This window comes from Pseudomonas quercus (genome assembly GCF_012033695.1).
In the GTDB taxonomy this organism is placed as follows: domain Bacteria; phylum Pseudomonadota; class Gammaproteobacteria; order Pseudomonadales; family Pseudomonadaceae; genus Aquipseudomonas; species Aquipseudomonas quercus.
Window position 1 is genome coordinate 54,663 of the sequence record NZ_JAAVJI010000010.1, and the last position, 12,448, is coordinate 67,110.

The 12,448-nt window shown below is 59.9% G+C and carries 11 protein-coding genes; all 11 read right to left on the reverse strand.

Annotated elements, in window-relative coordinates:
* Nucleotides 1-14: 14 nt before the first annotated feature.
* The gene (gene rfbA / locus HBH25_RS16095) at nt 15-908 is read right to left on the reverse strand and encodes a glucose-1-phosphate thymidylyltransferase RfbA (RefSeq protein WP_168084954.1); all 894 of its coding nucleotides are present in this window, start codon (nt 906-908) and stop codon (nt 15-17) included.
* A gap of 410 nt (nt 909-1,318) precedes the next feature.
* A complete protein-coding gene (locus HBH25_RS16100) occupies nt 1,319-2,377 on the reverse strand; it encodes an LPS O-antigen chain length determinant protein WzzB (protein WP_168084955.1) in 1,059 nt (352 codons plus the stop codon).
* A 547-nt stretch (nt 2,378-2,924) separates the two neighbouring features.
* Nucleotides 2,925-3,629, reverse strand: a complete 705-nt coding sequence (locus HBH25_RS16105) for a PqiC family protein (RefSeq protein ID WP_168084956.1) — start codon at nt 3,627-3,629, stop codon at nt 2,925-2,927.
* 162 nt (nt 3,630-3,791) lie between these two features.
* Nucleotides 3,792-6,050 carry a DNA topoisomerase IV subunit A gene (gene parC, locus HBH25_RS16110; RefSeq protein ID WP_168084957.1) on the reverse strand — a complete coding sequence of 753 codons (2,259 nt, stop codon included), beginning with the start codon at nt 6,048-6,050 and terminating at the stop codon, nt 3,792-3,794.
* 10 nt (nt 6,051-6,060) lie between these two features.
* Complete coding sequence (locus HBH25_RS16115; protein WP_168084958.1) at nt 6,061-6,579, reverse strand: retropepsin-like aspartic protease family protein; 519 nt, start codon at nt 6,577-6,579, stop codon at nt 6,061-6,063.
* Nucleotides 6,576-7,565: an esterase-like activity of phytase family protein gene (locus HBH25_RS16120; RefSeq protein ID WP_168084959.1), complete on the reverse strand. Its 990-nt coding sequence runs from the start codon at nt 7,563-7,565 to the stop codon at nt 6,576-6,578. Before HBH25_RS16120 ends, HBH25_RS16115 begins: the two co-directional genes overlap by 4 nt.
* Nucleotides 7,562-9,466: a DNA topoisomerase IV subunit B gene (gene parE / locus HBH25_RS16125; RefSeq protein WP_168084960.1), complete on the reverse strand. Its 1,905-nt coding sequence runs from the start codon at nt 9,464-9,466 to the stop codon at nt 7,562-7,564. The genes HBH25_RS16120 and parE overlap by 4 nt, the downstream gene beginning before the upstream one ends.
* Before the next feature lie 30 nt (nt 9,467-9,496).
* Complete coding sequence (locus HBH25_RS16130) at nt 9,497-10,105, reverse strand: YqiA/YcfP family alpha/beta fold hydrolase (protein WP_168084961.1); 609 nt, start codon at nt 10,103-10,105, stop codon at nt 9,497-9,499.
* A 56-nt stretch (nt 10,106-10,161) separates the two neighbouring features.
* Complete coding sequence (cpdA, locus tag HBH25_RS16135; protein ID WP_178089013.1) at nt 10,162-10,974, reverse strand: 3',5'-cyclic-AMP phosphodiesterase; 813 nt, start codon at nt 10,972-10,974, stop codon at nt 10,162-10,164.
* A 347-nt stretch (nt 10,975-11,321) separates the two neighbouring features.
* Entirely contained in the window at nt 11,322-11,774 is a 453-nt protein-coding gene (locus HBH25_RS16140; protein ID WP_168084962.1) for a DUF1249 domain-containing protein, read from the reverse strand.
* Nucleotides 11,765-12,382, reverse strand: a complete 618-nt coding sequence (locus HBH25_RS16145) for an NUDIX domain-containing protein (protein ID WP_168084963.1) — start codon at nt 12,380-12,382, stop codon at nt 11,765-11,767. Before HBH25_RS16145 ends, HBH25_RS16140 begins: the two co-directional genes overlap by 10 nt.
* Nucleotides 12,383-12,448: the final 66 nt, after the last annotated feature.

Consider the following 12,448-nt stretch of genomic DNA (forward strand, 5'->3'; position numbering starts at 1 on the left):
AGTCTGGATCAACTTCATACGTGGTCATTCTCTTTCAGCAGCTTCAACAAGTATTGGCCGTAACCGGTTTTTTTGAGTTTCTCGCCTTGTTCTTTGAGTTGCGAAGGTGTGATCCACCCTTGGGCAAACGCAATCTCTTCAAGACACGCCACTTTCAAACCCTGGCGGTGCTCGATGGTGTGCACGAACTGGCTGGCTTCCAGGAGCGATTCGTGGGTGCCGGTGTCCAGCCAAGCAAACCCGCGCCCGAGCATTTCTACAGTGAGCGAACCATCTTCCAGGTAAGCGCGATTCACATCCGTAATTTCAAGCTCACCGCGCTCTGAGGGCTTGATGTTCTTGGCAATCTCGACAACCCGATTGTCGTAGAAATAAAGCCCCGTGACGGCATAGTTGGACTTCGGTGCGGTGGGCTTTTCTTCGATGCTCAGTGCCCGCCCAGTTTTGTCGAACTCCACTACACCAAAGCGCTCCGGGTCGGATACATGGTAGCCGAACACCGTCGCGCCTGAACCCTGGGCCATGGCAGCGCTCAGGTTCTCGGAGAAGTGGTGGCCATAAAAAATGTTGTCACCGAGAATCAAGCAGCAGGCATCGTTGCCGATAAATTCTTCGCCAATGATAAAGGCCTGTGCTAGGCCATCTGGGCTGGGCTGCACCGCGTAGCTGAGCTCGATGCCGTACTGGCTGCCGTCACCCAACAGCTTGCGGAAGGCCGGCAAATCTTCCGGCGTGGAGATGATCAGCACTTCGCGCATGCCTGCGAGCATCAGCACGGACAACGGATAGAAAATCATCGGTTTGTCGAAGATCGGCAGCATCTGCTTGGATACACCGAGGGTCAGCGGGTGCAGGCGTGTGCCTGAACCGCCTGCGAGAATGATGCCTTTGCGTTTAGTGACGGTCATCTGACTAACATTTCCTTCAACATCCGGGTTGCTCCCCTCTGCCAGCCTGGCAAACGGAGAAAAGGTCCTGCACAGCTTATCCGTATCGGGCTGCGAGGTCAGCGACCGGCACGCTTGCGTCGGTATTTTTTTTGAAAATTGGTGCTACGGGCGCTGCCAGCGGGCACTAATGCAGCCTGAGCCAGGCGAATCCATTGTGCACGTTGGGCTACATTTCCATGAAACGCAGCTCCAAAACGTGCCAATGATAGATGCCAGCCGCTTTTTCGTCACGCAATGGGCGACTTATAGGCCAAGAAACGCGGGCATTTTCACGTCGAAGCAAGCATCAAGCGCGTGGACAATTCAATAAAATTCATGTCTGTTCAGACTGGGGCAGGAAGCGCCTGATCACAGGCGCTCGTTAGTGATCAGGCGCTGTGAAGTGATTTTCTACGTTGACCGATAAAGAAACGACTGAGCGCAAACAGCACCCCAAGAATACCGCCACCGATGAATCCACCAACGATGATCAACCCTTTTCTAGGCTTGATGGGGCGGTCAGGTACCTCGATCGGCCCATCCTGACGATAGACGGAAACGGTCTGCGGACTCACCTGCAGCCCTTGGTAGAAGCTCTGCTTGATCTGCAATGCACGCAGGCTAGTGATAAAGGGATCATCGGACTTACGTTCTTTCAGGTTTTTAATCTCTGCATTTAACGCTTTGGTGCCACGCATGTAAGTCAGTTGACCATCCATGGTCGCTGAAACTTCAGCGGCAACGCCCCCGGAAATAATAGGTGGGTTTTCGAGGCCGATGGCTTGAGCCACGTTTAACGCTTCCTGCAAGCGTGAAATCGCGTCGTTGCGAACCCGACTTTCGGTTTCCTGGAGGGTGGCAATCTGATGCTCATAATTACGTGCTCGCACCTCGCCTTCGCGCTCCACGTTAGTGATCATCTCATTCTCGGCTTGTGCGCCGGCCTTCTCCACGAAGGCTTTGGCCCAGGCAGTGGCCTGGGCCGGATCGCTGCCGTATACCGCAACGGAGTATCGATCCGGCAAATCCTTGGTTGGGCCGCCGATCATCAGGGTATTCAAGAAATCTGAATACAACAGATCTTGAGAACCCTGGCGTTGCTCTTCGCTCAACGATGGAAGATACACATCAGTGAAAAAGGCACGCCGTAGCGACTCGCCTTGCAGGTTACGGGTGAACACGCCGTAAACGTCATTGATGGTGTAAGGCGTTAGTTCGGCTTCACGTGTGCGGCCGTAGTTGAAGTCGGCGATATCGTTCAAGGTAGGAGGCTGCACGTACAGCCTCGCTTCGTAGATTGGTTTGCTCAAGAATGCATAGGCAGCGGCGGCGCCCGTGGCCAGCACAATAAAGCCAATGATCAACACCTTCTGAGCCCAGACGGCCGCGGCGAGCTCGAACAGATCAATTTCGTCTGCTTCGCGCGTCGTCGGTGGGTGATTCAACATTCTGATAAGACCTATGTAAGAATTTATACGCCAAGTCTTACACTAAATAAGATTTAACTGAAATAGTTCCTCTAGCCAACGTGGATGGCAGACGAATGGTATGTGCTAGGCGTAAAGCTATACCTCAGGGCAATGCAAAAGCCAAGGTGTGGGCGGAATCATGTTGTGAGTCGGCCTGCGAGTACCTGCGCTTCGGCAACCTAGGCTCAAGCCACTCGCCTACAGTAACGGGCGGTCATGGTGCGTGGTCAGTCGCTGAGCTTTGGTGGGAATATCAGGATGCGCAGTAATACCTGTTGTAGCAGGTAGGCCACCTACTAGCTCAACCTGGCTGGAGAAAGGATGAACATGCCCAGGCTGACTAGCAGCTAGTACTGCCCTGCAGTAATAGCTAGAAGGTGTTCGAGCCGAGACATGACTTCACACTGATCCTGGCGGAGAAGCAGTGATTTTGGTTTCTTTTGCCTACGCCCTCATTGGCAAAACAGAGTGTAGACGCTGACGTTTATGTTCTGTCTTGCCTAGCGCTATAGGGCCAGGCAAGCGCCTAGAACCTGAACACTTCCGCCTTCGTCCGCACGGGCACGGCCAAGGGGATTTTCTGCTTTTCAGGCTCATCCTTTTCCACTTGCGTGGGCACTGGCTTGCGCTCATCCGCCAGCGCCGGCTGGCTGGCCAGGGGTTTTACGGCAGCGCTCAGTTGAGCAGCCAGCCGTTGCAGCAGCACGCCTTGGGCTTGAACCTGCGCCGCCGTATCACCACTGTGTTTTTCTTCCAGGTGCACCAGCCGGCTGGCACGTACCTGGCCACGACGGTCCAGCACACGCCACTGGGCATCCAGAACGGCCGGCTGGTTGCCGCCTGAGTCCAGGCGTGTGATGGAGAGCAGTACCTGGGCGTCCGGGCTGAAGCTCGCCTTGGCAGGGGCCAGCATGACCCGCTGCGTATCGAGCCGCCATGCCAACTGGCGCACCAGCAACTGGTCGATGTCGGCTGTAAGGCTACCAGCCCACCGCCCGTCGGTGGCCGCGCGCAAGCTTCCGTCCTTCTGCCGCTGCAACAGGGTTTCACGCTGCAGGTAGTCGGCTACGGACACCGGGCCTAATAGCACCGCCATGCCGCTGGCACGTTTTGGCTGGCCAGGGTTACCGCTGTCCAGCTGGTACAACGCCACCGGCTGGTGAACGCTGCAGCCGGCCAAGCCGAGCACACCGGTCAGAAGTACAGCGAAAGGTAGGCGCAGAAAATTCATTGTCCCGTCCAGGCGGCGCTGTTGAGCAGGGCCGCAGTAATGCCGATACCAACGGGCGCACCTACAGGGCGCGCCACAAGGCCCATATCATCCGTGAATAACATGGCAGACTCCAGCCTCCCACGACCGCCTGCCGGAAAGCGGCGGCCTAGGAGGCCGAATTTAGACAGAGGGCTCGACCAACAGGGCATCTACACGCTGGAAGCCTCGCGGCAACTTGTTGCCACGGCGCCCACGCTCGCCCTTGTAATGTTCGAGGTCATCGGCCTTGAGCGACAAGGTACGTTTGCCAGCCTGCAGTACCAGTGTGGCCCCTTCGGCCACGATGGCAAGGTCGGTCACGTACTCTTCGCGGCTCGCCACGCGGTCCCCTGGTACGCCGATGATCTTGTTGCCTTTGCCTTTACCCAGTTGCGGCAAGTCGGCCACCTTGAATACCAGCAGCCGGCCTTCGGTGGTGACGGCTGCTACCCATTCCTGCTCACGGTTTCTAAGGGGCCGAGGAGCCATGACTTTGGCGCCGTTGGGTAGGCTGAGCAACGCTTTGCCTGCCTTGTTCTTGGCTTGAAGGTCTTCACCTTTCACCACAAACCCGTAGCCGGCATCCGAGGCGATGACATAAAGAGCATCGTCATCGGGCAGCAGCAGGCATTCGAACTGTGCCCCTGGCGGTGGCGTAAGGCGCCCTGTCAGTGGTTCGCCCTGCCCCCTGGCCGATGGCAGGGTATGGGCCGGCAGCGAGTAGCTACGGCCTGTGGAGTCAATGAACACTGCGTACTGGTTGGAGCGGCCAGGCGCGGCGGCCTTGTAGCCGTCCCCGGCCTTGTAGGACAAGGCCGTGCCATCGATATCATGGCCTTTGGCGCAGCGTACCCAACCTTTTTCCGACAGCACGACGGTCACCGGCTCGGTGGGCATCAGCTCGTTTTCCGACAAGGCACGGGCTTCGGCCCGCTCAACGATCGGCGAACGGCGGTCGTCGCCGTAGGTCTTGGCATCGGCCAGTAATTCGGTACGCACCAGTTTTTTCAGCTTTGCCTCGCTGCCCAGCAGGGCTAGCAGCTTGTCGCGCTCCTTGGCGAGTGCGTCCTGCTCGTCACGGATCTTCATCTCTTCCAGGCGCGCCAGCTGGCGCAACCGGGTATCGAGGATGTAATCGGCCTGGGTCTCGGACAGCCCGAAGCGCGCGATCAGCTTGGCCTTGGGGTGATCCTCGGTACGGATGATCTGAATCACTTCATCCAGGTTGAGGAAGGCCACCAGCAGGCCTTCGAGCAAGTGCAGCCTGCGCTCGACCTTGTCCAGGCGGAATTGCAGGCGACGGCGCACGGTACGGGTGCGGAACACCAGCCACTCCTGAAGCAACGCACGCAGGTTTTTCAACTGCGGGCGGCCGTCCAGGCCAATGATGTTCATGTTCACCCGGTAGGTGGATTCCAGGTCCGTTGTGGCAAACAGATGCTGCATCAACTCGGCGGCATCCACACGGTTGGAGCGCGGGATAATGACGATACGGCAAGGGTGTTCATGGTCCGATTCATCGCGCAGGTCCGCCACCATGGGCAGCTTCTTGGCCTGCATCTGTGCGGCAATCTGTTCCAGCACCTTGGCGCCAGACACCTGGTGCGGCAGTGCAGTGACCACCACATCACCGTCCTCAACCCGGTACACGGCACGCATGCGCAACGAGCCACGGCCGTTCTCGTACATCTTCAGCAGCTCGTGCCGGGGCGTGACAATTTCAGCTTCGGTCGGGTAATCCGGCCCCGGTACGTGTTCGCACAGTTGCTCGATGGTCGCGTCCGGCTCATCCAGCAGGCGTACACAGGCCGTAGCTACTTCCCGCAGGTTATGGGGCGGTACGTCGGTGGCCATGCCCACAGCAATACCGGTGGTGCCATTGAGCAAAATGTTAGGCAGGCGTGCCGGAAGTACCGCCGGCTCGTCCAAGGTGCCGTCGAAGTTGGGCACCCAGTCGGCCGTGCCCTGCCCCAGCTCGGTGAGCAACACCTCGGAATAGCGCGACAGGCGTGCCTCGGTGTAGCGCATGGCTGCGAAGGACTTGGGATCGTCCGGCGCACCCCAGTTGCCCTGCCCGTCCACAAGCGTATAGCGGTAGCTGAACGGCTGCGCCATGAGCACCATGGCCTCATAGCAGGCCGAGTCGCCATGGGGGTGGAACTTACCAAGCACGTCACCCACGGTACGGGCGGATTTCTTGTGTTTGGCGTCAGCATCCAGCCCCAGCTCACTCATGGCATACACGATCCGCCGCTGCACGGGCTTGAGCCCATCGCCGATGTGGGGCAGCGCGCGGTCCTTGATCACGTACATGGAGTAGGTGAGGTAGGCCTGTTCGGTGAAGTCAGCCAGGGACCGGCGCTCTACGCCATCCAGGCTGAGATCGGTTGATTCGCTCATTCAAGCCTCATCAATGGGTGTTCTGGCGCAACAGCATATTGCCGTCGCGCAACGTGAATTCAAGTCGTCTCAAGGCACTCATGCCCAACAGTATCTGCTCGCCCGGCAGCCCAGGCACCACGACAGCGCTAACTTGCGCCAGGCGAATATCACCTAGCTCCAGGCTGGTTAGCCGCGTGCGATAACCCTGGGCTGCGCCATTGGCGGTGTTCAGGGTCACCGGCATGCCTTTGTCCAGGTTGAGGCGGCTGGCCACGGCGGCTGGGATTGCCACGTCGGTCGCACCGGTATCAATCATGAAACTGACCTTCTGACCATTGACGCCGCCCTCTGCCACAAAGTGGCCCTGACGGTTACCCTGCAAGCGCACTTCCACAAAGCCCGCGCCATGGGTAGAGCTTATCTCGCGGTTGGGGTTTTCCTGCTTCTGCTCCCAGTCGCCGAAGAAACGCGATGCCAGGAACAGCCCGGCCACCCAGGCCAGCGCCATCAGCCAACGCCCCGCTTGCCGGCCCGGTGCGGACGTCAAGGGGCCTCCCAACCGCCGGCCGGCGCGGCAAACCGCCAGGCCACAGGACGCCGCTCGCCATCGGCGCGTACCCAGTTGTTATTGTCTGTGCCAACCCAGGCGCCCGTATCGTCCAGCGCCAGCGCCTCGGTCAGGCCATACGGCTGGTCATAGCGCCGGGAGGGTTGCAGCCCCGTGTCAGCGAACGACCAGCAGCGTTCAACCGCACCGGTGTCAGCGTCGCGGCGGCACAGCTTGTAGGCGTTGCGCTCCAACGTGAACAGCTTGCCCTTGAACCAGGTAAGGTCGGAAAAGTCCTTGGCATAACTTGCACCCGTGCGCATAGGGGGTGGTACATCTTCTGAACCGCCCTCGCTCAGCAACACGCAGGCCTTGCCACAGGCCCAACCATCCGCGCCGAACTGCAAGGCAAGCAGGCCACGCTTTTCACGCTCGGCCGCCAGCCACAGGCGTTGCCCTTTCGGGTCCATGGCCAGGCCTTCGAAAATGGCATTGAAGTGGTGAAGCATACCGCGCTGGCGCGCCTCGGCCACGATGCTGGCAGGCAGTGGCAGCCAAGCGGCGTCGCCACCTGGTGCAATGCGCAATACGGCCGCCTTGGCCTCGCTCACCAAATACAGCTGTTGGCGCGCGTCGCAGGCGATACCTTCGAAGTCCAGGCTGCCGCCGCGTACCAGGCCTGCTGCGACCGTGCGCGCGACAATACCTGTAGGCAAGCCCATGTCAGGCGCTGGCGGGGCCTTGAACGTCAGGGCCTGGCTTTGCCATACCGCTGCGGACCTGTCCATGCGATACACCTGGTCATCGTCCCGGTCTGACACAGCCCACAGTTCGCCCGCGCACAGTGCAAAACCGGACAGGTTGCCGCCACGCATACCCTCTATGGGGTACTCACCTTCGAAGGCGAGCTCCGGAACAGCCGCTGCGGCCTGGGCAACTGCCATGGTGGCTGACAGCAACCCCATGGCCAGTAGCACACGGATCAACTAAGCACCTCGGCCAGGTTACCCTTGGTTTCGAGCCAGCTTTTGCGGTCGCTGGCGCGCTTCTTGGCCAACAGCATGTCCATGATTTCGCTGGTGTGGGAGAAATCTTCCAAGGTGAGCAGCACCAGCCGGCGGGTGTTAGGGTCCATGGTGGTTTCGCGCAACTGAGGCGGGTTCATTTCACCCAGCCCCTTGAAGCGAGTGACCTGGGGCTTGCCACGCTTCTTTTCAGCGACCAGGCGGTCCAGGATGCCATCTCGCTCGGCTTCGTCCAGGGCGTAGTAGATTTCCTTGCCCAAGTCGATGCGGTACAGCGGCGGCATGGCCACATAGACATGACCCGCATCGACCAGGGGGCGGAAGTGCTGCACGAACAGCGCGCACAGCAAGGTAGCAATGTGCAGGCCGTCGGAATCGGCGTCCGCCAGGATGCAGATTTTTCCGTAGCGCAGCTGGCTGATGTCCGTGGCCCCCGGGTCGACCCCGATAGCCACGGCAATGTTGTGCACTTCCTGGCTGGCCAATACTTCGTTGCCGTCCACTTCCCAAGTGTTCAGGATCTTGCCACGCAATGGCAGGATGGCCTGGAACTCTTTGTCCCGCGCCTGCTTGGCGGAGCCACCGGCTGAATCCCCCTCTACCAGGAACAGCTCGGCACGGGCCGGATCCTGCCCGGCACAGTCGGCCAGCTTGCCCGGCAGTGCTGGGCCTTGGGTGATGCGCTTGCGCTCCACCTTTTTGCTGGCCTTCAGGCGGCGCCCGGCATTGTTAATGGCCAGTTCGGCCAATTGCAGGCCCAGCTCAGGATGCGCGTTGAGCCACAGGCTGAAGGCATCCTTCACCACACCGGACACGAAGGCTGCTGCCTCTCGGGATGACAGCCGTTCCTTGGTCTGGCCAGAGAACTGGGCGTCCTGCATTTTCATCGACAGCACAAACGCGATGCGCTCCCACACGTCTTCCGGCGCCAGCTTCAAGCCGCGCGGCAGCAGGTTGCGGTACTCGCAGAACTCGCGCATGGCATCAAGCAGCCCTTGGCGCAGGCCATTCACATGGGTGCCGCCCTGGGCGGTAGGAATCAGGTTGACGTAGCTTTCCTGAACACTGTCGCCCCCTTCAGGCAACCACAGCAAGGCCCAGTCTACGGCTTCCTTGTTGCCTGCCAGGCTGCCACAGAACGGCTCGGTAGGCAGGCGCTGGAACTCGCTGACCGCGTCGGCCAGGTAGGAACGCAAGCCATCCTCGTAGTGCCACTCGGTTTTCTCGCCGCTGGCCTTGTCCTCAAAGGTGACTGACAGGCCTGGACACAGTACTGCCTTGGCCTTGAGCACGTGTTTGAGGCGGCTGATGGAGAACTTGGGGGAATCAAAATATTTCGGGTCCGGTGCAAAGTACACACTGGTGCCGGTATTGCGCTTGCCCACGGTGCCAATGACTTTCAGGTCCGTGGCCTTGAAGCCGTCGGCGAAAGTCATTTCGTATTCCTGGCCGTCTCGCTTCACCCGCACGCGCACCAGGTTGGACAAGGCGTTCACCACGGAAATGCCCACACCATGCAGGCCGCCGGAGAACTGGTAGTTCTTGTTGGAGAACTTGCCGCCAGCGTGCAGCTTGGTGAGGATCAGCTCCACACCGGGCACGCCCTCTTCCGGGTGGATGTCCACGGGCATGCCGCGCCCGTCATCGATCACTTCAAGCGAGTGGTCGGCATGCAGAATGACCTGGATGGATGAGGCGTGCCCAGCCAACGCTTCGTCCACGCTGTTGTCGATGACTTCCTGGGCCAAATGGTTGGGCCGCTGCGTGTCGGTGTACATGCCCGGGCGTTTACGCACCGGGTCGAGGCCCGAGAGGACTTCGATGGCGTCGGCGTTATAAGAACTAGCGCTAGGAGTGGCCATGGGTTCTCTTAGTTGATTCGTGGTGAAAATTCACAGGGCGTCACAGTCGAGGGTATCGCACCGCGACGGTTCGACGCCGGCCATCCGAAATACATCCGGCAGGCGCTGGGCGAAGCCCTGGTAGCTGTGGTCGCCACCTTCGCGCACATCTACCTTGCAGCCTTGGTAGAAGACCATGGCCCGGCGGTAGTCGAGGGTTTCGTCAGCGGTTTGCAGCCAGACCTGAATACGGTCGCCTGCCAGGGGCGGCGCGAACTCGAGTTCGACCAAGGCGTCCACGTGGTCCTGGGTAAGCTGCCATGGCTCACCGGTATAGGTGTTGCGCTGGGGGCCAAACTGGCCATTGAACAGCCGATGCGGATTGACCGCCGGGTTGATCAGCAATGCTTTGAGCCCATGCCGCTGTGCCAGGTGGGTGGCATAGTAGCCGCCAAGGGAGCTACCGACCAGCAGCGGTTTGCCCGAGGTTACAATTGCCGCTTCCAACTGAGCCATCGCCTGGCGCGGATGGTGATGCAGGGCAGGAACGCACACGTGCTCTTCCAGCCCCAGCTGCGCCGCCGCCGCGACCAGCTGGCGGGCTTTTTGCGATGCGGGCGAACTGTTGAACCCGTGTATGTACAGGATAGAAGCAAACACATGGCCCCCTTGGCGGATGAATTGAAGACGGCCAAGTGTATCTCAGGTGGGCCTTTTCAATAACCGCTGCCCCCGAACCCTGGGGCAAATTCGAAACCCGGCACGCGAGAGATGCTGGTATCCAGGGTGCCATCAGGGTGCAGATGCAGCCAGCGATACCCAGGTGCGATACGGTCCACCGCGAATGCCTCGCTCAAAGGTTCGAACTGCACACAGGTGGATGGCGTGGCGAGTAGCCGTACACCGTTGCGCTCGCGGTCCAGGTGCTGGTGCACGTGCCCCCAGAGAATGGCGCGCACCTGCGGGTAACGGTCGATGATGGCCAGGAAGGCCTCGGCATTGCGCAGGCCGATCGGCTCCATCCACTTGCAATCGATGGACACCGGATGGTGATGCAGGCATACCAGATGGTGACGTTCGGGCGCACCCTTCAAGGCGTTTTCAAGCACCTGAAGCTGGTCGTCAGCCAGCCTGCCCGGCACTGATCCGGACACGGACGAATCCAGTAGCGTGATACGCCAGTTGCCGATGTCCACCACCTGCTGCATCAATTCGGTAGCACCGAAATGGTCCGCCATGATCGCCGCTTCGTCGTGGTTGCCTGCCATCCAGCGGTGAGGCGCATCGATACAAGCGGTCATGGCCTGAAAGCGCTGGTACGACGCTACCGTGCCGTCCTGGGACAGGTCCCCTGTGGCAATCATCAGGTCCACTGCTGGCAGCTCGGCCATCACCCGTGCCACGACCTGACGCAGGCTGTCAGCCGTGTTCATGCCCAGCAGCGTGCCTTCGGCTTCGGCAAACAGGTGACTATCGGTCAGTTGCAACAACAGGACCGAGGCGTCGGGGGCTATATGTCGGTCAGGCAAGGGCCGTCTCCTAGGCTATGTATGAAAAGTCCTGACACTCGGTGATGCTGCGTTGAAAACAGCTGGGGCCGCCCAGGCTCGGAATGCTCATTTACAACCAGTAAACCCGAATGCGGGCCCAGTCCGCTTCCTCGCCTGCGCGGCCCGAGCTGTTTTCGCCTTGCCTGCGCGGCCCGGCCTGACCTTTGCGTCAGAACATTTCGTACACAGCCCAAGGCGAATACACCTAGGATTATGGTGTGGTTGGGCGAAAAGCGCGATATTGACGGGTAATTTCGACAGCCAAAGCACTGGCTTGCGTATTGGAAGCGCCTGTTCCCGGCTATGCCCGGTCCAACAGGCCTGTGCTACCTCACATGCTCATACTCATGCCCGCATGCCAGGCAATGGCTCAACCACTCGCCCAGGAACAGGTTCAGCTGGGCCTTCTCGTCCGGCTGGTGCATGGCTGCATTGGGGTAAGGGTAGATACCGTGGAAGCGGCGTGCGTGCTGGGCACCGATCACTTCGGCCATGCGGGCATCGTGGTACACCTGCACTTCCATGCGAGGCACAGGCAGCCACGGCAGGCTGTGCTTCTGGCTCACACTGATCGTGGTGGTGTAGGGGCTGGCCTGGATAACTTCAAGGCTGATCACGCCCAATGCCCGGTCACCCTGGCTCAGGCCAATATGGCGCAAACGCTGCTCCCCGCGCATGCCGGGCAGCAGGCGCATCAAGCGTGCATAGTTGGCCTCGCAGGCCGCTTGCAAACCGGCCAGATCGACCCGGTAGCGTTCGCGCAACAAATTCACTTCCACAACCCCCTGACTTCTTCGCGGTTCAGCGCCAGCCATTGAATGGCAATCAGTGCGGCGGCATTGATGATCTTGCCATCGCGTACCGCCTGCAGTGCATCTTCAAAGGCCCACACCCGTACACGGATGTCTTCGCCTTCTTCTTCCAAGCCATGCAACCCGCCCGCGCCCTCGCTGGAGCACCGGCCCAGGTACAGGTGAACGTATTCGTCGCTGCCGCCTGGTGATGGGAAGTACTTGGTTATCGGCCACAGCGCCTGGAATTTCAGCCCAGCTTCCTCTTCCGCTTCGCGGTGTGCAACCTCTTCGGGCTGTTCGTCCTTGTCGATCAAGCCGGCGACCATTTCAATCAGCCAGGGGTTAGCTACCTTGCCCATGGCCCCTACGCGAAACTGCTCGATCAGCACCACTTCGTCCCGCTGGGGGTCGTAGGGCAGCACGCACACAGCGTCGTGACGCACAAACAGCTCGCGGCTGATTTCCTTGCACAGCCCGCCCGAGAACAGTTCATGGCGCAGGAACAGCTTGTCTACTTTGTAGAAACCCTTGAAGCAGTTTTCGCGGCGGGTGATCTCGACTTTCGTCGGCACCGAATGGTTAGCGTCTGTCATACGAATCCTCTTTTCCCATCGTTTGGGTTGCACGTGCCTGACACACCTGCAACCCGCGTGCCTAAT